Origin of the sequence: Dyella amyloliquefaciens (genome assembly GCF_004296575.1) — a bacterium.
GTDB lineage: Bacteria > Pseudomonadota > Gammaproteobacteria > Xanthomonadales > Rhodanobacteraceae > Dyella > Dyella amyloliquefaciens.
The window spans coordinates 20,944-41,071 of record NZ_SAYT01000003.1; the positions used below are offsets into that span (position 1 = coordinate 20,944).

The following is a 20,128-nucleotide window of genomic DNA, read 5'->3' on the forward strand; positions in this document are numbered from 1 at the left end:
GCCATTCGTGATGCATCACGTCAGCGTGGCGTACGGAAACCCTCACTATGCACAGGTCCAGCCGCCAACCGGGATAAGTGCCACAATGCTTCGACCTACGGGCTTTGCAACTCGTACATCACGAGGGGAGGTAGCCATGCTGGGGATCGCGAACGCGAGCGTATCGTTGGCAACCCATAAGGCATCGGGCCGGGGATGGGCCGCGTGTCTCATGGTGGTCCTGCTGGGCGTCCTGCCCATGATGGGGTGGGCCCAGGCGCAGCCGTCTTCCTTTCAATCATTCGATGTCCCTGCCGGTAGCGGGCCACACGACGTGGCTCCATCACCAGATGGCACGGTGTGGTACACCGCGCAGGCGCGTGGTGCGGTCGGGCGACTGGATCCGCGTAGTGGCAAGGCCGATTGGGTGCCACTCGGTACGGGTTCCGCGCCACACGGCGTCATCGTCGGGGCCGACCATGCCGCGTGGATCACGGATGGTGGCCTGAATGCGATCGTCCGGATCGACGCAAAGACGCTCGCCGTCACGCGCTTCCCGCTGCCGAAGGATCGGCCAGACGCCAATCTCAACACGGCCGTATTCGATAAGCATGGCCATCTGTGGTTTACCGGACAGAACGGCATCTATGGTGAACTCGATCCCGCAAGCGGTCGCATGCGCGTCTTCGATGCACCGCGTGGTCGAGGGCCATACGGTATCTGCGTGACTCCGGATGGCAGCCTGTACTACGCGTCGCTGGCTGGCAGCTATCTCGGCCACATCGACCCCAAGAGTGGTTCGACGCAAGTGATCGAGCCGCCGACAGCGAACCAAGGGGCACGCCGTGTGTGGTCCGATTCGAAGGGGCACGTATGGGTCAGCGAGTGGACGGCGGGAAAAGTCGGCATGTTCGATCCCGCGAAGCATCAATGGCGCGAATGGTCGTTGCCGGGCAATGGCCCGCATGCCTACGCGATATTCGTCGACGACCATGACGTGGTCTGGCTAAGCGAGTGGACGGCCAACGCGCTCGTGCGGTTCGACCCACGTACCGAGCATTTCGACGTAATGACGTTTCCCCTGCCGAATTCAAACGTCCGCCAGATGATGGGGCGAAAGGGCGAGGTCTGGATGTCTGCATCGGGCACGGATCATGTGCTGCTTCACCAGACGCAGGCGAATGATGCGGGAAGCAAGTGATGTCGTGATCGCGGGCCAGCACGGCGCGGATCGGTCATCGACACGCCGTAGCTCAGTGATGGCTTGACTTCTTACTTCGCGAACCGTGCAGGATGAGAGTAACAACTGCTAGCTTGTGCCAGCGTGGCTGCGCCGCGCGGATCACGGATTTCCACGTTCGACGCGATGCGCGCTTGGAAATGCATGGATCGCACCATCAATGTGAGTTCATGGCGAGCGATGACTCGGTCCTCGCAGCGCATCCTGTATGGCCCGGGCGACGGTAGTTGCGATCTCTCGATACCCCTCATCCGAGTAGTGCACATTTTGAGGGCGCTTGAAGAGCTTGGGTTCGAAGCCCTTGGTCAGGTTATACAGATCGACCACAGGGATGCTGTGTTCATCCATGATCTCCTTGGCAGCCTGGTTGTACTTGATGGCGTCCTCGGGGTATCGCCCACTTTCACCCTCGGGAACAAACGTCGAGTTCTCCCAGATGAGATGCGCCTTCGTCCTCTGCAGGCGCTCAACGATCGCTTCCAGGTTTCTCTTGTATTGGTCCAGACTGATGGCAATCGCGCCATGGATCTTGTCGCGATCGTTCCCATCGGGAAGTGACGGGTTGTGATAGCAAAAGTCCCATTGACCGAAGTTGAAGCTGATGACGTCCCACTTCGTGGACCCCAACCATTCGTCCATGCGCTCGAGTCCATAAGCAGACGTCTGCCCGTTTTCCGGATTTCGGATCACTTCAGCCTCGCCACCAAGAAGCGTGGTCACATGCGGTGTATAGCCCTGCGAAATCGAGTCCCCGATGATGAGCACCTTCGGCAGCGAAGGTGCCGCGTACACCGGCGTTGCAAATAAGAGAGCGAGGAACGCGATGGTCAAAAAACGCCTTATCCGTGCAATTGCCCACATGCGGCTAAGCTCCTTGCCGGCGTCGTAGATGGAGCGATAGTAGTGAAAGGGGCGACCACATCCATCACCCCCGCATTGAAGCCGTCTGAACGCGCCGTCTGTGAATTACCAGCTTCTGCTGCGCCGCGGCATTTGCTGGGGATGGGTTGTATGTAATGTCGGCTTCCGATCCCGGAGTAGACAATTGAGGTAACGGGCTAAGTCAAGTTGTCCGAGGAATCCAGGGGATTCAGAGTTGCTGATACGCTGGCGCGCCAACGCGGTTGAGGGATCATCAGATCGATGAAACAGTGCTGTTTACTATCGTTCGGGTTGGCCTGCTTGATCGCGACAAGCTTCGCCAGCGGACGGGCTGCAAATGACCGCATCGCCCTCAAGGAGTACACCCACCCGCATCTGCTGGTGGAGGTGGATCCAGGCCGCCACCTAAATGTCTTCTGCACCGGCAGCGGCTCACCAACTGTGGTTTTTGAAGCTGGCGGTGGCGACGACAGCGCGAGTTTCCGCTCTGTGCAGCTTGGTATCTCCAAATTTACCCGTGTGTGCGCCTACGACCGGGCGGGTATCGGCTTCAGCGATCCGGCCCCATGGCCATCCACTGCGGTGAACACCGTCGCAGACTTACATCGTCTGGTGCGGATCATCAGTCCGAGCCAACCGGCGATATTCGTTGGCCATTCGGATGGTGGCCTCTATGTGTCGCTCTACGCGTCGACTTATCCAGAGGACGTCGCGGGACTGGTGCTGATAGATCCATTCACTGTTGGCGCAGACAAGGTGGCGTCGGCCGTACTTACACGTCGCCAACGGGACGCCTGGTACGCATCGGACAATCGCGATATCGCTGACGCGAGGAAGTGCCTGGAACTTGCCCGCACCGGAGTACTCGCAAGGCCTGAGGGGAAGACGTCGTCCTGCCTGGATAATCCTGCCAGCCCGGACAATGCGCGCCATAAGATTTTGAACGAGCAACTCGCTCGTGCCAGCGAGCAGAGCGCCTTGCTCTCTGCCTTGGTTGACACCTATCCGGCACCAGATCATGGGATGTCGGCCGCCGAGCTTGCGCTGCAAAAGGCCAATTCCAACTTTGGAATGACGCCGCTTGTCGTTCTAACCGCGGGCAAGGACGAGCAGACGGCACTTCCCAGGCAGACGCGAATAGCGATCGCTAGCGCATGGAAGAAGAACAACGATGAACTGGCCGCCCGGTCGGGGCGCGGAAAGAATATCGTGGTCCCGAATACACACCACTATATCCAGGAAGAGCAACCGGACGCCGTCATCGATGCAGTGCACCAGGTGATAGTTGAAGTTCGCGGTCGGGCCGAGTCGCCATCGCGGCATTAGCTCGGGCTGGCCAAGTGGGGCGGCCCCAATGCACCTACTTTGCTTGGGGCGGCGCCAAGAAGGACGCTTAGCCTGGGTGCGATGAGTGTCCATTTCGCTCCGGGGCAGATGCCCGCATGTACCTGGAAACGGGGCCTTGGCTGACCATTTCCCGCGCGTTACGGGCTTCCTCTCTACCGGTTTTGCCATGGCATGAGTGAATGTGCCGAACTTTCCTGGTCTCGACCGAGTCGATAAGAGCACATGCCGGGCGGCTCGCCGAGCTGCCGCACCTCGAAGGGGAAGGCTGTGGACGGAAAGCTTTGGAAGGCAAGCCAGGTAACCCTGTGGTTGTTCTTGGCGAGCAGTGCGCATGCTGTCAGCGGCGCGACCATCCATGTGCCTGATCACATCCCGGACAGCTACGCGCAAGCAGCGACCCTCGTCACCATTGCACCAGGCCGAACATTGAATCTTCGCTGTGAGGGCAAGGGCACCCAGACGGTGCTTCTCGAAGCCGGCTCGCATGCCGATACCACGACCTGGTTCAAAGTGCAGCCGCTGTTGGCCTCATCCGTCAAAGTGTGTTCGTACGATCGGGCCGGCTTTGGCTTCAGCAACGAAGGCCCATTGCCGCGAAACCTGGATGCCGAAGTTGCCGACCTGCACGCGTTGATCCAGCACGCCAGCCTGAAGACGCCATTGGTCCTGGTCGGACACTCGAGGGGGAGCAATATCGCTCGACTGTATGCGCAGCGTTACCCGGCCGATATCAGTGGCATGGTTCTGGTCGACCCTCCGGCGCAGGATGTGGCTTCCGTCGCGCCGAAGTGGGCTCGGGAAGAGGATCAGATGAACGAGCAGCGGTTTGCCTTCATCCGCGAGTGTGAAGCCGGTGCCGAAAAACATCAGCTGGCTTCCCCGCCGCCTGCATTGGCGCGCTGCGTTGCCGGCAGTAATCCGAGTGCCAGTGCCAAGGTGAATGCGGCCATCGTTTCATACAAATACGAGCCGGCGTTCTGGCGCACGCTGAGATCGGAGCTTGAGGACAACGCGGTCGTGTATGGCCAACCTGTATCGCCTGAGGAAACCCTTGGTGCGTTGCCGGTTGTCGTGCTGAGGGCTTCGGACACCGATGCGGATGCCCCTGCCGATATTCGCAAGACGCTGGAAGCGGCAAGGGACAAGACGCAGGCGAAGATTCTCTCCACGACGACTCATGGCCAGCACGTCATGGTCGATCACGCCTCTCACGATATCCAGCTGGACCAGCCCGAAGTGGTAACCAACGCCGTAACTTCCTTATTGAAGGAGGCGACCGTTTCAGCCCATTGATGCGCGTGAGCTGGATCGTTACATGGCCCACGATGCGATGCGCTGACCGACTGAGGTCGTAGCCCAAAGCGGCCATCGCAATCTGTCGGACTCCGTGGGATCAAGTCGGGGCCAGTACGGCTGGCAGGAAGGGAACATAAACCTTATCGCGTCGTGTGGCATCCAATGCGGAAGTTGTTTGCCCTCACCAGTCAAATAGGCACCCCATGGATGGTTCAGTGAAATTGCGAAGCGGCGTGGATCGGCACGCCGGCTGGCGATTCGTGCTTGCAGGGTTGGCCTTGCTCATGAGTCTTCCGGCCTTGGCGGACTGCGGCCGTTGTGCAGCGATCGCCCGGCGCTTTGCCGCGGACAACGGATTCAACGGCGTGGTGCTGGTGGGGCATGACAACAAGGTCGACTACGCGGAGGCGTTCGGCTTGGCTGACGCCGGGGCAGGCACACGCATCTCCGTTGATACACCATTCGAGGCAGGGTCCGTCTCAAAATGGATCGCGGCGATGGTGGTGATGCGCCTTGTTCAACAAGGCCAGCTCGCGCTCGACGAGCCCATATCAACGTACCTTCCTGATTACCGTCATGACAGTGGTGCCAAGCTGACGCTACGCAGTCTGATGACCCATGCCAGCGGCGTTCCGAACGAGATCGATGAGGCCATCAAGCGCGATCCGGCTACGCGTGCGCTGTCGCTGAGCAACGCAGAGGCCGTGCATCGTTTTGCCAGCGGCGACCTGCATTTCGAACCGGGAACGGACTGGGACTACTCACACTCGAATTGGCTATTGGTCAAGGCGATTGTCGAGAAGGCCACCGGGCGTGACTATGCGTCGTTGGTCGACGGTTTCGTGGTCCAGCCGCTCGCGTTGCATCACAGCGGCATCTACAGTGGAAGTTCTTCCACCGTGCCGGGCATGGCGCGTGGGTACCTGCGGCTCACTCCCTACGCCGAGCTGCTCGACAAACCCACCCCGAACTTCATGGTCCTGGCCGGAGGGTTCTACTCCAGCGCCAGCGACCTCTTCGTCTTGATGGATGGCCTATTCGCGGGGCGAATCCTGTCGCCCGAGTCGACGCGCACTCTGATGACCGTTGAGCGTCCGGCCCAGAATTACGCGCTGGGTGGCCGCACCAAAACGCTGACGTTCGCAGGCATGGAGCATTCCGTCGCCTGGGAATATGGATCCAACGGTGCCTTTCGGGTACTTGCCTGGCGCACGCTCGATGGCGGGCATACGGTCATTGTGATGAACAACACCAGCTTCGATCACATGAAGATCGGAGAGCTTGGCACGGCGTTGATGGAGGCCAGCTATCGCTGAATCGTTTGACGACGAGGCCCCAGCGAAGCTGCTTCTTGATCCGCTCACCAGCCGATGCCGTGTCGCAATATGGGCGAATTTTCGAGACGAAAGGGTGGCGTACGGCGTTTGGTTGTAAGGTTCGTCGCCCGGGCCGGAGGTGGATCTGAGTTCGAGCGAAAGCCGTGGGCGTCGTTTGCCAGGCGGCGTTACGATTAGCCAATGGCGCCCGCAAGGTGGCGCACGAGTGATCAGCAAGGGCGGTAGTCGGTGCAGAGTCTGAAGGCGAAAATACATTCGATTTTTTGGGGCTTGGCCCATGGGAAGCCAATCGGCAGCCCTAAATACGACGTTATGGAAAACATGCTTCCGCTGTTGCTGGCCGTTGTCGCGATCGGCGTCAAATTGTGGCTGTACTGGTAAATGCAGCTGTGACAGCTGCATTCGAACCTTCGGGTACCTGACGGCCGCGCGTTGAGTCGCGCTGCAGTGGGGAAGAGGGCAGGGCCGCTTCGAAAGAGGCGATCCTGGGTTCATCAATTAGCCGCGCCTTATGTGCTGGCGTCGCCAGTCGCGCGAGACGTATCAAGCAGGTGCATACGTCAATCGAATCACGCTCTCGCCGATCAATTCGCTGGTCACGTAGCGAAGTGGTGATCTAGGGCCTGCGAAGAATGGCTTGCCGTGACCAAGCACGACGGGCTGAAGATAGAGCTGGTACTCATCTATGAGGCCCAGGTCCGTCAGGCTTTGGGCCAGCTCGGGTCCAGCGACTTCGATCTCACCCGGGCGATCTGCCTTCAATCTCCGTATCACCGCCTCGATGTCGTCGGCGATCAGGGTGGCGTTTGGGCCGACTGACTTCAGTGTGCGCGATACGACCCACTTCGGTCGGCTTCGCCATACCGCGGCGTACTCGCGTTCATCGGCACCCCAGTCGGCAGCGTCGTCGTCCCAATACCGCATGACCTCGTACATGCGGCGGCCGTAGAGCATGCCTGTCTGGTCGCGCACTTGTTGCGTGAAATGACGAAAGAGCACGGGATCAGGCGCTCCCATTCTCTGGTGTTCGACGTAGCCATCCAGCGACACGTTCAACCCGAAGACAAACTTCGCCATGGAACGTCTCCGCGCGCGGGGGGGCTTTAGCGTAGCGCGCCTATGTGCGGTGGAGAAGCGAAGAGCCCCGTCCCCAGGAAGGCTTCCTGTCAACGGACGTATCGAGCGTATTGGCAACGAATGTATGAAGGCAGCGCTCAGGCGGCTCGCATTTTCATGCGTTTTCTTGGGGCGCGCCGATTGCCCGGTATCGATATCGGAAAATGGATATGTGAGGCATCGCTCTGAGGTGCCTGGCCGGGGCAGCGAGCAGGACTCGTTCGAGCTTCACATTCCGGGTTTGCATGAGCATGCCCCCGGTGGGCGCCCTTCTTTCGAGCCGCCACTTTCTCGCTACGGAGCCATTTGAGATGGTTTACATGGCCACACCTGCACGGCTTGCGACGGCAGCAAAGCGTCATGCGCGTACCCGCGTGGTGGCCGGGTGGGACGGGTTTCCGGTGTGGCGCATGTTTTTCATTGACTCCATGCGAGCCGTGTCGTAGTTGTTTCGCTGACCCGAAGGAGCCTCGCGCTTGGCTGTCGTCCTACTCATCGTGCTGCTGGTGGCCCATCTGGCCTTGGCGTACTGGTACGGCCATGTGGAGGCCGTGCCTCCCCAACTGGCCATGCTGGCGGTGCAGGCGATGGCGGTGTGGGCGGTGTTTACGCGTTACCGGCGTAGCCCGGCTCTGATCCGGCTGCCGTGGCTTCTGCTGGCGGTGGCCGTGTCGATGCAGATGCTATGGGACAGCACCAATGTGCTGGCGTCGGTACTGGGAGACAAGGGCGGTTACCTGGCGGCGCTCGCCACGGTGTTGTCGGCGCTGTACATGATCCCTTGCATGTTCATGTCCACACGCTCGTTCACGATGCACGAACCGCGTGCCGTGGCCGTGCTGGACCTGGTGCTGCTCTTTATGGTGGCGGTGCTGGTGTACCAGTTCTTCACCACGCTGTTGAGCGGGCCGCTGGCGTCCGATCCTGCCAGCATCCACGTCGTGGTCGACCTGGCCGACGCCATCGATTTTTCGCTGGCTGCCATGGCGATCGTGCGCCTGTTTGGAGCGCGAAGCTTCCGGTGGCGATTCTTCTACTACACGGCTGGCGCCTATCTGCTGGTCAACGCGACGGTCGCCTGTATCTACAACCGTATGGAAATGCACGGTCTGCCATGGTGGGCGGGTTCCCTGATCGATATTCCACACGCCCTGCTGGTAGTGGTGGTCCTGCGCCAGCCGCCTCGGTGGTTGCGCTCCTACCATCCATCGCTGGGCGTTTCGCAGACCATCGCCTCGTTCGCGCCGATCCTGCTGGCGACAATGGTGGTGATGCTCTGCATCAGCACGTCACGCTTCAATTTCGTTCCCAGCCTGGTGGTGGGGGCGTTGGCGGTGCTGTTTTACGGGTTGCGCGTGGCATTCATCCAGAGTCGGCAAATCGACCAGCAGCGTGCCATCGATCAAAGCGCCTGGCGCTTGGAACAACAGCTGGGCCGCGATCCGCTTACCGGCATCGCTAATCGCGTCACGCTGGACAAGCGCCTGCGCGAGACGATGGAGGAGGGGCGCAGGACGGGGCGTTTCTGCTCGCTGCTGATGATCGATATCGACTACTTCAAGCAGTACAACGACAGCTTCGGCCATATTGCCGGTGACGCTTGCCTGGTGCAGGTGGCTGGCGCCCTGACCCGCAGCCGTGTGCGCGTGCACGACCTGGTGGCGCGCTACGGTGGCGAGGAGTTTGCCATCGTGTTGATCGATACCAGCATGGACATGGCACAAGAGGTCGCACGCCGCCTGATCACCGCGATCGAGCACCTGCAGATTGCGCATCCGGCCTGTCCGCTCGGGCGTCTCTCGATCAGCATTGGAGTGGCCACCCAGACCGCACAGACGCCGATCGATCCGGTTGTCATGCTCGCCGAAGCCGACCATGCGCTGTATCGCGCCAAGCACAATGGGCGCAATCGCTTCGAGGCGGGTGCAGGCGACGTCGGTCCTTCCTCCGTGTTGGCGGGCGCCAGCAACGCGTAGTGGGCCTGGTTGTGCCAGCGATGGTTGGTGACCGTATGCTGGCCTAGTTCATCGGCATGAAAGTCGCTGCCCGATAGTCGCCGAATCGCCGGTTTCCCTGGGCTGTGGCGAAGGGCGCGCCATGCGAACCCCTGCGTGCCGGAAGCGTCCACCTGGCGATGCTGCATCCTTTAGGATGGGCGCTCTGCTACCTGACCGAGGCGGCCCTTCATGCGTACGGCTTTTCCGTATTCGTACCGGTTTCTCCTGGCCCTGGCCCTGGTGCTGCCCGTTCCGTGGGCCGCCGCTGCCGATGCCGGGCCGATAGTGCGGATCGACACCGGCAGCGTGTCGGGTGTCCCAAATGCACAGGCTGGTCTGGATGAGTTCAAGGGCATCCCCTACGCCGCGCCGCCCGTCGACACGCTGCGCTGGAAGCCTCCGCAGCCAGCGGCCGCATGGAAAGGCGTGCGCACGGCAGACCGTTTCGGCCCGCGCTGCATGCAGCGCCCGATCTACAGCGACCAGGTGTTCCACTCCGATGGCATGGGCGAAGACTGCCTCTACCTCAACGTGTGGAAGCCTGCGCACGCCGGCAACGGCAAGCTGCCGGTGCTGGTGTATTTCTATGGCGGCGGCTTTATCACTGGCGACAGTTCCGAGGCGCGCTACGACGGTGCCAGCCTGGCGCAACGCGGCATCGTCACGGTGACCGTGAACTATCGGCTGGACGTGTTTGGTTTTCTCGCCTTGCCTGCACTGGCCGCGGAGTCGCCGGCACACGCCACCGGCAACTATGGCCTGCTCGATCAGGTGGCCGCGCTGCGTTGGGTACAGCACAACATCGCAGCGTTTGGCGGTGATCCGCAGCAGGTCACCATTGCCGGCGAGTCGGCAGGTTCGATGTCCGTGTCGGCCTTGATGGCTTCGCCGCTGTCGAAGGGATTGATGCAGCGTGCGATTGGCGAGAGCGGCGCAGTGTTCGGTCAACGCCAGCCGGCGTCGCGGGCATCCGCCGAACAGCAGGGAGCGGCCTACATGCAGCATGTAGGCGCGCATTCACTGGCGGATTTGCGCGCGATGAAGGCGGATGTGCTGCTCAAGGCTTGCGGTGACGAGGGCGTCACCAAGTTTGGACCTTCCATCGATGGCGACCTCCTGCCGCGTACACCCGCAGCCATCTATGAGGCTGGTGCGCAGGCACACATTCCCTTGCTGGCAGGGTCCAATTCGCAGGAGCAAGACTGGCATGCGCTGCTCGGCGACAAGCCGCCCACGCCTGCCAATTACCGCGCCGCCGTGCAGCGGGAATTCGGTGCGAACGCCGAGGAGGTGTTGCGGTTGTACCCGGGCGGTGACGAAGCCGAGGTGAGGGCTTCCGGCACTGCACTGGGGGGCGACCGCTTCATGGGCTACCCCACCTGGCGCTGGATGCATCTCCAGTACAAGACGGGCGCTCCGGTGTACTACTACCGTTTCGAGCAACCACGCCCCGCCAAGCGAGACGGCAGCGCCGGCCCGGACCCGGGCGCCGTACACAGCGGCGAAATCGAATACGCATTGGGCAATCTCGACGGCAACCCGATCTACGCATGGACCGCCACCGATCGCGGCGTGTCGTGCGTGATGGAAGGCTACTTCGCCAACTTCATCAAGACCGGCAACCCCAACGGTCCAGGCCTGCCGCATTGGCCGGCCGTGGCGAGCCAGGAGGGCGGTCTGCTGCGCCAGGCCATCGGCGCGGATACGCATTCCTACATCGACCGTGACGCCGCACGTCATGAGCTCCTGCAACGAGTCGATCCCGACAGGCAACCCTGATCGGTATGGGGGGCACGACGTTTGGCGAGCCAACAAAAAAGCCCGGCGATCACTCGCCGGGCTTTTTTGTTGATGGTGGAGGTGGCGGGAGTCGAACCCGCGTCCGAAGGCGTTTGACGCCCGGTACTACATGCTTAGCTCGCCGTTAGATCTCGTCCCGCGACAGCACAGCGTGCAAAGCGCATCGAAGGACCAGCCTGCTTGATTTAACCCTTACCGACAGGCGGCAGCTTCGGGCGATCTCGTGATAATGACCCTACATCCACGAGCACGAGCACAAGTGGGTTCGGGGCTAGGCCTTAAGCGGCCAGAGCGTAGTTGTCGTCGTTGGCAACTATGAGTTTTGCCGCTGGATTAACGAGGAAAGCTGCCCCCTCGGCATGCACCAAGCCATCTCACTACCCCCGTCGAAGCCATGACACCCCCGGGGAAACGATTGCTGGTCGCCCAGTATATGTAGGTGGAAGGGCTTCCTTCAAGGCGGCATAGCAACGCTATCGTGTGCGCCGACCACCACCGGAAGGGAAGGGCCATGCTGCGAACTCGTCAGGCTGGGCTGTCCGATGCAGGTGTGTTGACCCAATTGCGATGTGCCTTCCTGGAGGACGAGCTCCACCAGGCACTGCCGGACGGTTTCGCCGACCAGCTGCGAGGCTGGATCGAGGAGGCGATTCCCGAGGGCCGCTTGTTGTTCTGGCTGGCCGAGCTGGACGGGCGTGCCGCCGGCTGCGTGGCGGTGCACCCGTACACCCATATGCCTTCGGCGTATTTCCTCCGGGGCGTGGGCTGGTACCTGCTCAACATGTACGTGAAGCCGGCTCACCGGCGGCAGGGCGTCGCCAATGCGCTGCTGGCCGCCGTGGGGGCGTCGGCGCGGGAGCAGGACGTGGATTCGATCAATCTGCATTCCACCTCGGAAGCGCACAAGATGTACGAACGCTTCGGCTTCGGCACCTCGATTGACGCCATGAACATGATGCTGCGTGCCAACGTGGTGGGGCTCTCCGAGGGAGAGCCCGGCTTGCGCTGGGGCAAATCAGGCTGAGCGGTTGTGGGCGCGCATGGTGCGCTGCTTTTCGCGCTGCCAGTCGCGCTCCTTCTCCGTCTCGCGCTTGTCGTGGGCCTGCTTGCCCTTGGCCAGGCCCAGTTCCACCTTCACCTTGTTGCCTTTCCAGTACATGGCCGTGGGGATGAGGGTGTAGCCCTTGCGCTCGACGGCGCCGATCAGCGTGTCGATCTCGGCGCGATGCAGCAGCAGCTTGCGCGTGCGGCGATCGTTGGCGATCACGTGCGTGGAGGCGCTGATCAGCGGCGGGATGGAGGTGCCCACCAGCTGGATCTCGTTGGCGATGACCATGGCGTAGCTATCGCCGAAGTTGATGCGTCCTGCGCGCAGCGACTTCACCTCCCAGCCCTGAAGCTCGATGCCGGCCTCGAAGCGCTGGTCGATGTGGTACTCGTGGCGGGCGCGCTTGTTGAGCGCGATGGTGCCGCCCTGCTTGTCTTTGTCCTTAGCCTTGGCCATGTCCGTTAAACTTCGGGCTGTTTGCCCTGACTTGATCCCGCCATAAGGCGTGGATCTGATGAATTCGAAAAGAGGCTGATGTGATCGAGATCCGCCGCAGCGCCCTGGTGCGATATTCGCCGGCCCAGATGTTCGACCTGGTCAATGACGTCGAAGCATACCCAAAGCGCTTCCCCTGGTGTGTCGGCGCCGAGATCCTCGAGCGTGGCGATGATGTGCTGGTCGCACGGCTGGATCTCAAGTACGCCGGCTTCCGCCAGAGCTTTACCACCCGCAATACCACCGTGCGTCCGCAGCGCCTGCACATGAGCCTGGTGGATGGTCCTTTCCGCAGTCTCGATGGACTGTTCGAGTTCATTGCGCTGGGCGAGGCCGGTTGCAAGATCTCTTTCGCGCTGGATTTCGACTATGCCGGCAAGCTCGGCGGTACGGCGCTGAAGCTGGGTTTCCAGGGGCTCGCCGGCCGCATGGTCGACGACTTCTGCCGCGAGGCGGAGCGCACCTATGGCTGAGCAAGTCCATGTCGAAGTCGTCTATGCCGAGGCCGCACGCCAGGTGGTACGTCGCGTGGCCTTGCCGGCAGGCAGCACGGTGATGCAGGCCATCGAGGCGTCGGGCATGGTCCGGGAGATTCCCGGGCTGGTCGTCGATCCGGCCCGGCTGGGCGTCTTTTCCCGCAAGGCCGCACCCGACCAGGTGCTAGGCGAGGGCGACCGGGTGGAAATCTACCGGCCGCTCACGCTCGATCCGAAAGAAGCACGCCGGCGCCGCGCCCACGAGTGCTGACGCCGGCCAGGCTGGCTCAGTGGCCGTCGTTGCCGCCGCCGTTGTCGCCGCCCTTGTCGCCGTCACTGCTGCCGCCGGTGTTCTTGTCACCCTTGGTTTCGTCCACCGGGTAGCTGGCGTGGTACTTCTTGGTGTCGTCGACCAGCTTCTGGGCGTCTTCGGCGAAGAAATCACCGTCCGTGCGCACCAGCGAGTCGTTGTTGAAGGTAAGCGTGAGCGTGCGGATCTTGATATCGCCACCGCGGTGCTGCTGGGTGGAGACGTAATTCCACTGGTTCTGGTTGAACGGCGAGTTCACCGAGGGCGAGCCCATCAGTACCAGCACCTGGCGCTTGGTCATGCCCGGCTGCAGCTGATCCACGTTCTTCTTGTCGAGCAGGTTGCCCTGCTGCACGTCAGGGGTGTAAATGAGGCGGCAGCTGGCCAGCGAGACGGCCAGCATGGCGAAACCCAGCGTGCGAATCAGCTTATGCATGCGTGTTGCGTCCGGATCGTAAAGGTGTCGGATGATACACTAACGGCCTTGTGGCGCCGTGTGCGTGGAGCTTGCTATGGAACAGGAAACCAAAGAACTGCGCAAAGCCGGGCTGAAGGTGACGCACCCCCGCATGCGCATCCTGCAGATCTTCGAAGACGAGGAGGTTCACCACCTCACCGCCGAAGACGTCTACAAGAAGCTGCTTGCCCACCAGGAAGACATCGGCCTGGCCACCGTCTACCGGGTGCTGACCCAGTTCGAGGCCGCTGGCATCGTCGTCAAGCACAACTTCGAGGGTGGTCAGGCCGTCTACGAACTCGACCGCGGCAAGCATCATGACCACATGATCGATGTTGACAGCGGAACGGTCATTGAGTTCGTCAGCGAGGAGATCGAACGCCTCCAGCACGAAATCGCGGCGCGCCACGGCTATGTGATCGAGGATCACAGCCTGGTGCTGTACGTGCGGCCCAAGCAGAAGGCCAAGTAAGTCCCTGAAAGGGCGGGCCTGCGGAAAGCCGGTGGCGGCGCCATCGGCTTTTTTTTGTGGCCGACGACATGGGTCCCGGGAAGGCAGGGACAGTGACTCGTGCAGGTGAGGGGGCGAGGGGGCTGGCATTCGCCCATAAAAAAAGCCGCGGGAGGACTCCTGTCCGCCCTGCGGCTTGATCCGTTACCGGATGGCCCCTGGAGATGGCGAGTTGCTCGCTCAACCCGGTCGTGCCACCGATTCCGGCGGAACGGCATCCTGCCGCTCTTCTTGCCCACCGTCCCCACGGTTGGCAAGGCTCACCATCTTGCGATGGTGGCTCCCCCACATCGATGTAGCCAGACTAACGAAGCCTTCACACGTCCGGTATTGGAAAATTTCCTATGTAACGTTCCTAAGTGCGAGCCACGTCACCGGTTTGCGTGTTGCTGCGCAGCAAAATGCGCAGATGGACCCCCTGGGACTCCGGCCGCACGCGGAACAGCCCGCCCAGCGCGGTGACCCGGTCGCGCATGCCCTGCATGCCGCGTCCGCCCCGCGGCATCCGGGCCGGCAGGCCGATACCGTTGTCACGGATGTCCAGTAGCGCCAGCGCCGCACCCTGGCGTTCGCCAATGCGAAGGCGCAGCTGGAAGATGTCGGCGTGGGCGTGTTTCACCGCGTTGGTGGCGCTTTCCTGGACCAGGCGATAGATCACCGTACGGGTGTCGTCGTCGAGCAGTCGCGGGTCGCCGCGCAGTTCGGTGCGATAGGCGACGCCCGCGGCGTTCAGCAGGTCGCGGATCGGGCCTTCGTCCAGGGCGCGCAACAGGCCGAATTCGTCCAGTACCGCAGGGCGCAGGTCGTCCAGCAGCCGGTGCAGGGCGCGGCGCATGTGGCCCAGGATCGCGTTGATCGATACCCCGATGTCGTCCATGCCGGCCTGCGCCAGGCGGGACTGGGCGAGCTTGACGTGCGTCTGGATCGCAGTGAGGTTCTGCCCCAGCTCGTCGTGCAGCTCGGCGGCCATGTGCCGGCGCTGATTTTCCTCGGCCTGCAAATTGCCTCGGGCGGCGTCCCTGAGCTGGCGGGCAAGGTGGTCCAGGCGGCGGTTCACGGCGGCCAGGTAGACGTTCTGCTCGGCCACGCGCTCGCTGCTGCGGCGCAGGGCATCGGTGGCGGAGCCGAGCATCAGCGCACCCGTGCCGGCTACCGCCAGGAACAGCTCCCCGGCTGCGCTGGGAATGCCGTGGCCGGAAATGTGGTCCATCAGTGTCATGCCGAGGCTGGAGATCAGCATGGACAGGCTGGCGCCGCGCCAGCCATGGCGGAACGCGAAGAACAGCACCGGCGCGAGCGACAGCACGCGGGCGAACTGCGGTTGAGGTGCGGCGTGCGAGGACAGCACCATCAGGATGGCCAGCGACGGCACCAGCACCAGCAGGCCGTCCATCAGCAGGCGGCCCCAGGCCCGTTTGGCCAGCCGGGCGCGCAGCAGCATCACCAGCAGGGGGACTACCAGCAGCACGCCGACGTAGTTGCCGAGCAGGTCCTGCCCCAGGGCCTGGATCATCAGGTCCGAGGTGGGGCTGGCGTGCACCAGGGCCAGCAGGACGGCGTCGGTGGCGGTGGTGGCGGCCACCGTGAAGGCGGCCGAGAGCAGCAGTCGTGCGACGTCTTCCGGGTCGCGCAGGCTGGGGTGCAGATTGGCGCGACGCATCAGCCAGAGGCAGATCGCCACCACGACGGGTTCAGGAATTTCGCCGAGGAAAAAGCCGGTCCAGCCCAGAGGGAGGCCGTGTACCGTGGCCAGCAGCCCCGTGGCGGCAAATTCGGCGCCCAGCAGCCAGGGCCACATCCGCACGGGAGCGAGCAGCAATGCGCCGAAGCGCAGGCCGTAGGGCAGCATCCAATACGGCTGCTCCGTTGGCCACAGCAGCAGCCAAAGCAGGAAGTAGCCGACCGCAAGCAAAAAACCGGTAGCAGGGAACACAGAAGATTTCGATGGCATGCGCTCGATGTTACCTGTAGGGGTCGGGGGGTATAGGCGGTCATCCTTCCGGCTGCTATACATGCAGCCATGTACAGCATTGTCCTGGTCGATGACCATGCCATCGTACGCGAGGGGTTCAAGAGGCTGATCGAGCTGGAGCCGGATCTGGAGGTGGTTGCGGAGTGCCGCAGCGCCGACGATGCGGTGGAAGCGGTTGGCCAGCGTCGACCCGATCTCGTGGCGCTCGATCTCTCGCTGCCGGATGGCAGCGGGCTGCCGTTGATCGAACATCTGCGCAGCGTGGCGGTGGACACACGCATCGTGGTGCTCAGCATGCACGATGGCGAACCCTATGTTTCCGAAGCGCTACGCCGTGGTGCCAGCGGTTACGTGACCAAGGGCGTGGCCCCGGAAGAGCTCGTGGCCGGCCTGCGCGCGGTGATGCAGGGCGAGTGCTTCCTCAGCTCGGACCTGCGCAAGCGTCGCGCCGAACGGCCGAGCGAATCACGCGATCCGATTCACCGCCTGACCGCACGCGAACGCGAAGTCTTCCTGTTGCTGGCGGCGGGTCGCGCACCCAAGCAGGTGGCCGGCGAACTGGGCATCGGGCAGAAGACCGTCTACATCCACCGCGCGAGCCTGATGGGCAAGCTGGGCGCGGGCTCGGAACTGGACCTGTACCGCATGGCCGCCGAGCGCGGGCTGCTGCCGCGCAAGAACTAGCCCGCGCCACATCCCATTGACCTTGTTGTAGGAGCGCACCCAGTGCGCGATCGCGGGGTCACGTCGCGCCTCAGTCGCCAATTTCCGCCGACTCGATAGAGGATGGATCCAACGTTGTGGGAGCGCACCCTGTGCGCGACTGCAAAGGAACCCGGGCGCCGCATCGTTCATTGCAGCACCACGGGGGCCATCGCCAGATGGTGTCGCGCACAGGGTGCGCTCCCACAGCAGGTCGTGGTCGGCGGCCTCTGCCGAAAACGCCTCAGACCTGCGCGCGATCCAGCATCTGCTTCGCATGCGCCTTGGTTTCGCGTGTGATCTCCACGCCACCCAGCATGCGTGCCAGCTCGTCGCGGCGTCCGTTCGCATCCAGCTTTTCGATGCGCGTATGCGTGGATTCGCCGTCGCTGGCCTTGCTCACGCGCAGGTGCGCGTGGCCCTGCGCAGCCACCTGAGGCAGATGGGTCACGCACAGTACCTGACGCTCGCCGCCGAGTGCGCGCAGCTTCTGGCCCACCACTTCGGCCACGGCGCCGCCGATGCCGGTATCCACTTCGTCGAACACCATGGTGCCGATGGTGTCCTTGCCCAGCGTGGCCACTTCGATGGCGAGGCTGATGCGCGCGAGTTCGCCACCCGAGGCCACCTTGCGCAGCGGACGCGGCGGCTGGCCCGGATTGGCGCTGACCAGCAGTTCGCAGCGTTCCTGGCCCTGCACGTCCGGGTCGCTTTCGCCGGTGGCTTCCAGTTCGATCACCAGGCGGCCGCCGCTCATGCCGAGTTCGGCCATCAAGGCGCTCACCTCGTCGCCGAGTCGGGAGGCAGCCTCCTGGCGCGAGCGACTCAGTGTGGCGGCGTGTTCGTCATAGCGTTGCTGCAGCTGCTGGCGCTGGCGGGACAACTTGTCGACCGCGTCGCCGGCGCCTTCCAGTTCGGCGAGTTCATCGCGCAGGGTGGCCGCCTTGTCGTGCAGTTCGGCTGTCGGTACGCGATGGCGGCGCGACAGTTCGTGCAGCCGCGTCAGGTGCGTGTCGACTTCGGAGAAGCGTTCCGGATCGAGGTCGACGTCCAGCGCATAGCGCCCCAGGCCGTCGGAGGCCTCGGTGAGCTGGATGGATGCGTTGTCCAGCAGCTCGAGCAGCGGGGCGAGCCGGTCGTCGAGCATGGCCAGCTTGCTCATTTCCAGCTGCGCGCGACCGAGCGCACGACGCAGCGCGAACTCGCTGTCGCCATCGATCAGCTCGACGACGCCGCCGGCGCCTTCCGCCAGACGTCCCGCGTTGGCGAGTCGCTTGTGACTCGTTTCGAGTTCGACCAATTGCTCAGGCGGCAGGGCCCATTTCTCCAGCTCGTCAAGTTCATGGCGCAACAGTTCGATGCGTTGTTCGCGGTCGTCGCCGCCGCTCAGCTTTCGGATGCGCTGGCCGAGCTCTCGCCACTGCGTAGCCAGTTCCCGCACCTGGCTTACCAACGCCTCGTTGCCCGCGTAGGCGTCGAGCAGTTCGAGCTGGTGGGCGCGCGACAGCAGCGCCTGGTGTTCGTGCTGGCCATGGATCTCGACCAGCAGCGTGGCGAGTTCACCCAGCTGGCTGGCGTTGGCGGGGCGGCCGTTGATCCAGGCGCGTGAGCTGCCTTCGGCGCGGATCACGCGGCGCAGCTGGCAGGTGTCTTCCTCGTCCAGTTCCTCGCGGCGCAGCCATTCGCGGGCTTCGGGCAGGTCGGACAGGTCGAACTCGGCGGTGAGTTCGGCGCGGTCGCTGCCGGCGCGCACCATACCGCTGTCGGCGCGGGCGCCGGCCAGCAGCATCAGGGCGTCCACCAGCAGGGACTTGCCCGCGCCGGTTTCACCGCTGACCACGGTAAGTCCCGGGCCGAAGGCGATCTCGGCTTCTTCGACGACGGCGAAATGACGAACGTAGAGCGAGGTGAGCATGGGCGAGGGCGTGGTGAAGTCGGAGGATTGTAAAGGGCAGGGGGCGGGGGGCGGATAGAGGGGGCTCTTTCGGGCGTGCGAACGGGTCGCCATGCGACCTGGAACCACTTTGGATGCCCCGTGACCCGCTCCCTTTCTTGCAAACTTTTCCGCCAGACCTTATTTCTTTGGTGTCTCACGGATTGCTACAGCATGCCCGCCGCCGATCTCGATGCCCGCGCACGCCGCCTGTTGCGCACATTGATTGCCCAATACCTCGCCGATGGCGAGCCCGTAGGGTCGCGCACGTTGTCGCGCTCCTCCGGCCTGGACGTCAGCCCCGCCACCATCCGCAACATCATGGCCGACCTGGAAGAAGCCGGCCTGGTCGCCTCGCCGCATACATCGGCTGGTCGGGTACCCACGCCGCGCGGCCTGCGCCTGTTCGTGGACAGCCTGATCGAGCTGCAGCCGCTGCCGGTGGACGAAATGGCCCGCCTGCGGCGCGAGCTGCCGCCCGGGCCAACCACCACCCGCGACCTGCTGGGCAACGTCTCGACCCTGCTGTCGGCGATGACGCGCTTCGCCGGCGTGGTCACGGTGCCGCGGCAGGCTGATTTCCCGTTGCGCCACATCGATTTCGTGGCGCTGCCCGATGCCCGCGTGCTGGTGATCCTGGTGTTCTCGGACAACCAGGTGCAGAACCGCATCGTGCAGCTGGCCAAGCCGCTGGACGGCCGCGAGCTGGAACAGGCCGCCAACTACCTCAACAGCCAGTTCGCCGGCCTGCGCCTGGACGACATCCGGGCCCACCTGCTGCGCGAACTCAGGGAGGCGAGCGGCGAACTCAACCGCCTGGTATCGAGTGCGGTAGAGCTGGCTGCGGCCTCGTTCGCTCCGCAGGCCGAGAGTGACGACGTGCTGGTCAGCGGCCAGACCAACCTCATGGGGTACTCGGAGCTGGCCAACCTGGAGCGCCTGCGCGAGCTGTTCGAGGCCTTCCAGAAGAAAAACGAGCTGCTGCAGCTGATGGAGGTCTGCGCCAAGGCCCCCGGCGTACGGCTGTTCATCGGCGAGGAATCGGGCTTTGCCGCCCTCGACGGCTGCAGCGTGGTCACTGCCAGCTATGGCGCGCAAGGGCGCGTGCTGGGGGCGGTCGGGGTCATCGGGCCGACCCGGATGGCCTATGAACGGGTGATCCCGGTGGTCCAGGCCACGGCCGGATTGCTCAGCGACGCCTTGAATCGCGTCGCTACGACCTTATAACCC

Annotated in this window: 18 protein-coding genes and 1 other RNA gene; 12 read left to right on the plus strand and 7 right to left on the minus strand. The window is 63.2% G+C overall.

Going from position 1 to position 20,128, the window contains the following annotated elements; translation table 11 throughout:
• The first annotated feature begins 241 nt into the window (after positions 1-241).
• Positions 242-1,180, plus strand: a complete 939-nt coding sequence (locus EPB08_RS08615) for a Vgb family protein (RefSeq protein WP_425598250.1) — start codon at positions 242-244, stop codon at positions 1,178-1,180.
• A 207-nt stretch (positions 1,181-1,387) separates the two neighbouring features.
• Here EPB08_RS08615 and EPB08_RS08620 read toward each other — a convergent pair whose 3' ends face one another.
• Positions 1,388-2,080 carry an SGNH/GDSL hydrolase family protein gene (locus EPB08_RS08620; protein ID WP_130618689.1) on the minus strand — a complete coding sequence of 231 codons (693 nt, stop codon included), beginning with the start codon at positions 2,078-2,080 and terminating at the stop codon, positions 1,388-1,390.
• A 321-nt stretch (positions 2,081-2,401) separates the two neighbouring features.
• On the opposite strand from EPB08_RS08620, the gene EPB08_RS08625 reads away from it, so the two are divergent.
• From EPB08_RS08625 to EPB08_RS08635, 3 genes are all read left to right on the plus strand, one after another.
• Positions 2,402-3,427, plus strand: coding sequence for an alpha/beta fold hydrolase (locus tag EPB08_RS08625; RefSeq protein WP_165418451.1), 1,026 nt, complete (start codon positions 2,402-2,404; stop codon positions 3,425-3,427).
• Between the two features lie 288 nt (positions 3,428-3,715).
• Entirely contained in the window at positions 3,716-4,741 is a 1,026-nt protein-coding gene (locus EPB08_RS08630; protein WP_229238271.1) for an alpha/beta fold hydrolase, read from the plus strand.
• Between the two features lie 218 nt (positions 4,742-4,959).
• The gene (locus tag EPB08_RS08635; protein WP_205746317.1) at positions 4,960-6,060 is read left to right on the plus strand and encodes a serine hydrolase domain-containing protein; all 1,101 of its coding nucleotides are present in this window, start codon (positions 4,960-4,962) and stop codon (positions 6,058-6,060) included.
• A 564-nt stretch (positions 6,061-6,624) separates the two neighbouring features.
• Here EPB08_RS08635 and EPB08_RS08640 read toward each other — a convergent pair.
• Positions 6,625-7,158, minus strand: coding sequence for a dihydrofolate reductase family protein (locus EPB08_RS08640; RefSeq protein WP_130618693.1), 534 nt, complete (start codon positions 7,156-7,158; stop codon positions 6,625-6,627).
• Between the two features lie 515 nt (positions 7,159-7,673).
• On the opposite strand from EPB08_RS08640, the gene EPB08_RS08645 reads away from it, so the two are divergent.
• A complete protein-coding gene (locus EPB08_RS08645; protein WP_130618694.1) occupies positions 7,674-9,173 on the plus strand; it encodes a GGDEF domain-containing protein in 1,500 nt (499 codons plus the stop codon).
• 210 nt (positions 9,174-9,383) lie between these two features.
• On the plus strand, positions 9,384-10,973 hold the full coding sequence (locus EPB08_RS08650; RefSeq protein ID WP_130618695.1) for a carboxylesterase/lipase family protein: 1,590 nt from the start codon (positions 9,384-9,386) through the stop codon (positions 10,971-10,973).
• Positions 10,974-11,046: 73 nt separating this feature from the next.
• Here EPB08_RS08650 and ssrA read toward each other — a convergent pair.
• Positions 11,047-11,399, minus strand: a transfer-messenger RNA (tmRNA) gene (ssrA, locus tag EPB08_RS08655).
• 106 nt (positions 11,400-11,505) lie between these two features.
• Here ssrA and EPB08_RS08660 point away from each other — a divergent pair.
• Positions 11,506-12,018: a GNAT family N-acetyltransferase gene (locus EPB08_RS08660; RefSeq protein WP_130618696.1), complete on the plus strand. Its 513-nt coding sequence runs from the start codon at positions 11,506-11,508 to the stop codon at positions 12,016-12,018.
• Here EPB08_RS08660 and smpB read toward each other — a convergent pair.
• The gene (gene smpB, locus EPB08_RS08665; RefSeq protein WP_130618697.1) at positions 12,010-12,498 is read right to left on the minus strand and encodes an SsrA-binding protein SmpB; all 489 of its coding nucleotides are present in this window, start codon (positions 12,496-12,498) and stop codon (positions 12,010-12,012) included. The two genes, EPB08_RS08660 and smpB, sit on opposite strands and share 9 nt — an antisense overlap.
• Positions 12,499-12,578: 80 nt before the next feature.
• Between smpB and EPB08_RS08670 the strand changes: the two genes are divergently transcribed.
• Both EPB08_RS08670 and EPB08_RS08675 read left to right on the plus strand, forming a co-directional pair.
• Positions 12,579-13,010 (plus strand): type II toxin-antitoxin system RatA family toxin, encoded by a 432-nt coding sequence (locus EPB08_RS08670; protein WP_130618698.1) that lies wholly within the window; start codon positions 12,579-12,581, stop codon positions 13,008-13,010.
• Entirely contained in the window at positions 13,003-13,284 is a 282-nt protein-coding gene (locus EPB08_RS08675) for an RnfH family protein (RefSeq protein WP_130618699.1), read from the plus strand. Before EPB08_RS08670 ends, EPB08_RS08675 begins: the two co-directional genes overlap by 8 nt.
• 16 nt (positions 13,285-13,300) lie before the next feature.
• Here the strand turns inward: EPB08_RS08675 and EPB08_RS08680 are convergent, their stop codons facing one another.
• Positions 13,301-13,759 carry an outer membrane protein assembly factor BamE gene (locus EPB08_RS08680; RefSeq protein ID WP_130618700.1) on the minus strand — a complete coding sequence of 153 codons (459 nt, stop codon included), beginning with the start codon at positions 13,757-13,759 and terminating at the stop codon, positions 13,301-13,303.
• Between the two features lie 76 nt (positions 13,760-13,835).
• On the opposite strand from EPB08_RS08680, the gene fur reads away from it, so the two are divergent.
• On the plus strand, positions 13,836-14,252 hold the full coding sequence (fur, locus tag EPB08_RS08685; protein WP_130618701.1) for a ferric iron uptake transcriptional regulator: 417 nt from the start codon (positions 13,836-13,838) through the stop codon (positions 14,250-14,252).
• Positions 14,253-14,646: 394 nt separating this feature from the next.
• Here the strand turns inward: fur and EPB08_RS08690 are convergent, their stop codons facing one another.
• Positions 14,647-16,242, minus strand: a complete 1,596-nt coding sequence (locus EPB08_RS08690) for an MASE1 domain-containing sensor histidine kinase (RefSeq protein WP_130618702.1) — start codon at positions 16,240-16,242, stop codon at positions 14,647-14,649.
• Positions 16,243-16,311: 69 nt separating this feature from the next.
• Between EPB08_RS08690 and EPB08_RS08695 the strand changes: the two genes are divergently transcribed.
• Positions 16,312-16,947, plus strand: a complete 636-nt coding sequence (locus tag EPB08_RS08695; RefSeq protein WP_130618703.1) for a response regulator transcription factor — start codon at positions 16,312-16,314, stop codon at positions 16,945-16,947.
• Between the two features lie 262 nt (positions 16,948-17,209).
• Here EPB08_RS08695 and recN read toward each other — a convergent pair whose 3' ends face one another.
• On the minus strand, positions 17,210-18,880 hold the full coding sequence (gene recN, locus EPB08_RS08700; protein ID WP_130618704.1) for a DNA repair protein RecN: 1,671 nt from the start codon (positions 18,878-18,880) through the stop codon (positions 17,210-17,212).
• A gap of 192 nt (positions 18,881-19,072) precedes the next feature.
• Here recN and hrcA point away from each other — a divergent pair, with 192 nt between their 5' ends.
• Entirely contained in the window at positions 19,073-20,125 is a 1,053-nt protein-coding gene (hrcA, locus tag EPB08_RS08705) for a heat-inducible transcriptional repressor HrcA (RefSeq protein WP_130618705.1), read from the plus strand.
• The last annotated feature ends 3 nt before the right edge of the window (positions 20,126-20,128 follow it).

Bases quoted from the DNA above. Each gene is read 5' to 3' on its own strand.
- EPB08_RS08615 (WP_425598250.1), top strand. From the start codon at position 242: ATGGGGTGGGCCCAGGCGCAGCCGTCTTCCTTTCAATCATTCGATGTC.
- EPB08_RS08620 (WP_130618689.1), bottom strand. From the start codon at position 2,080: ATGTGGGCAATTGCACGGATAAGGCGTTTTTTGACCATCGCGTTCCTC.
- EPB08_RS08640 (WP_130618693.1), bottom strand. From the start codon at position 7,158: ATGGCGAAGTTTGTCTTCGGGTTGAACGTGTCGCTGGATGGCTACGTC.
- EPB08_RS08650 (WP_130618695.1), top strand. From the start codon at position 9,384: ATGCGTACGGCTTTTCCGTATTCGTACCGGTTTCTCCTGGCCCTGGCC.
- EPB08_RS08660 (WP_130618696.1), top strand. From the start codon at position 11,506: ATGCTGCGAACTCGTCAGGCTGGGCTGTCCGATGCAGGTGTGTTGACC.
- smpB (WP_130618697.1), bottom strand. From the start codon at position 12,498: ATGGCCAAGGCTAAGGACAAAGACAAGCAGGGCGGCACCATCGCGCTC.
- EPB08_RS08675 (WP_130618699.1), top strand. From the start codon at position 13,003: ATGGCTGAGCAAGTCCATGTCGAAGTCGTCTATGCCGAGGCCGCACGC.
- EPB08_RS08680 (WP_130618700.1), bottom strand. From the start codon at position 13,759: ATGCATAAGCTGATTCGCACGCTGGGTTTCGCCATGCTGGCCGTCTCG.
- fur (WP_130618701.1), top strand. From the start codon at position 13,836: ATGGAACAGGAAACCAAAGAACTGCGCAAAGCCGGGCTGAAGGTGACG.
- EPB08_RS08690 (WP_130618702.1), bottom strand. From the start codon at position 16,242: ATGCCATCGAAATCTTCTGTGTTCCCTGCTACCGGTTTTTTGCTTGCG.
- EPB08_RS08695 (WP_130618703.1), top strand. From the start codon at position 16,312: ATGTACAGCATTGTCCTGGTCGATGACCATGCCATCGTACGCGAGGGG.
- recN (WP_130618704.1), bottom strand. From the start codon at position 18,880: ATGCTCACCTCGCTCTACGTTCGTCATTTCGCCGTCGTCGAAGAAGCC.
- hrcA (WP_130618705.1), top strand. From the start codon at position 19,073: ATGCCCGCCGCCGATCTCGATGCCCGCGCACGCCGCCTGTTGCGCACA.